Source organism: Mesorhizobium sp. M7A.F.Ca.AU.002.02.1.1, from assembly GCF_003998535.1.
Lineage (GTDB): Bacteria > Pseudomonadota > Alphaproteobacteria > Rhizobiales > Rhizobiaceae > Mesorhizobium > Mesorhizobium ciceri.
In genome coordinates this window covers 1-1,584 of record NZ_RZPB01001081.1, presented here as the reverse complement: position 1 = coordinate 1,584, position 1,584 = coordinate 1, and the positions used below count along the sequence as shown (strand labels likewise).

Genomic DNA, 1,584 nt, shown 5'->3' with positions numbered 1-1,584 from the left:
GTGTGACGAGGCCCTCAACATCCTTTGCTCGCAACAAGCTGCCGGAGATAGACAAGCCGCGTGCCGATGACATTGTTGACGATCGCCGTCTTGCCGGCCGGCGCCATGCCGCCGTATTTCTTGACCGACGGCCCATGATTCTTCGCCTCTTCGTAACCTGCCATCAATTGCCGCAGATCCGCACAGGACATCGAGGCGTACTTCGCCTGCTCCTGCGGGCTGATGACGCTCGATTGCGCCATGCCGGCGGAGTTGGCCGCCGCCATGCCGGCCATGCCGACGACCGCAGAAACCGGGTTGATGCCGACGCAGCCCGATAGGCCGAGGCACAGGACCGGTGCCGCCAGGACTGTATGCCGGACGCTCATGGCCGACGCTCCCCACACGGCCGCTTCGGATCGCGATGGTCGGCGACGGTTCCGCCGAGAGCGATGGACAACAGATAGACGCGTGGATTGAAGCCTGCCGAGGCGAGCCCCGACAGTGTCCTGAACAATTGCAAATGATACATCGAACCCCCTTGTGGCTGTTTGCGATGCGCTTCCTGATCGGAAACGCGCTGCAAACTAGGTCCGGCAAAAGCGGGCAGCTTGGACGCAGCGGCCCTAAAAACGGCCCAAACGGCCCTGTATTGACGTTTTCGGAGGCGCGGCGCATATCACGCCGCTTCTGATTGACCTGAGGCATGGGGGATGCCGGTGACGGCGACGATGGGGCCAACCGCCTCGTTCCGACTGATGACGGACGCGCTTCCGGAGCGGGATCGCGTCGAGGTCATGCGCGAGGTCTATGGCCGCACGGTGCTCAAGGTCGATCTCGATCCACTCGGCCCGACGCATGTCGATATGCAGGTGCGCGCGTTGCCTGGCCTCGGCATCGCCACGGGCACGTGTTCGGAATTCCGCGTCCATCATTCGACGTCGCTGATCGACAGCGACGATCTCGTCCTCCTGGTCGCCCTCGATGGCGCAAGCGTGATGAAGCATCGCGGCCGCGAGGAGCCGGTCGGCAACGGCCAGGCGCTGATGATGAGCGGCGAGGAGGTCGGCCTCAATGTCATCCAGCCAGGCGGTCTTCGCTTCGTCAATATGAGCTTCTCGCTCAAGGCACTGTCACCGCTGATCGGCGACCCGGCGCCGGCGCTGATGCAGCCGCTGCCAACCTCCGGCGGGGCGATGCGGCTGCTGCTCGACTATGTCAGGTCGATCCAGGATGCCGGCGACGTGCTGACCCCGGAGGCCTGGCATCTGGCGACGACGCATATTTTCGATCTCGTCGCTCTGGCCATGGGTGCCACCCGAGACGCGGCAGAAATCGCCCGGGGCCGAGGCGTGCGCGTGGCGCGGCTGCGTGCCATCAAGGCCGAAATAACAGCCCATGGCGGCGACCTGTCGGCCGAAGACATCGCCCGCCGTCACCGCCTTTCGGCCCGCTACATCAGAAAACTGTTCGAGAGCGAAGGCACGTCGCTGTCGGATTTCATGCTGTGCCAGCGCCTGTTGCGCGCGCATCGGATGCTCAGCAATCCTCGTCATGCCGGACGCAGCATCACGGCGATCGCCTTCGAGGCAGGCTTCAACGACC

At 64.3% G+C, this 1,584-nt stretch carries 2 protein-coding genes; one reads left to right on the top strand and one right to left on the bottom strand.

What is annotated here, in order from left to right; genetic code table 11:
* Nucleotides 1-14: 14 nt before the first annotated feature.
* Entirely contained in the window at nucleotides 15-368 is a 354-nt protein-coding gene (locus EN879_RS35205; protein ID WP_013528880.1) for a hypothetical protein, read from the bottom strand.
* A gap of 324 nt (nucleotides 369-692) precedes the next feature.
* Between EN879_RS35205 and EN879_RS35195 the strand changes: the two genes are divergently transcribed.
* Nucleotides 693-1,584, top strand: an 892-nt coding sequence (locus EN879_RS35195) for a helix-turn-helix domain-containing protein (protein ID WP_127274678.1), incomplete at its 3' end; no start/stop codon positions are given.

Bases quoted from the DNA above. Each gene is read 5' to 3' on its own strand.
- EN879_RS35205 (WP_013528880.1), bottom strand. From the start codon at position 368: ATGAGCGTCCGGCATACAGTCCTGGCGGCACCGGTCCTGTGCCTCGGC.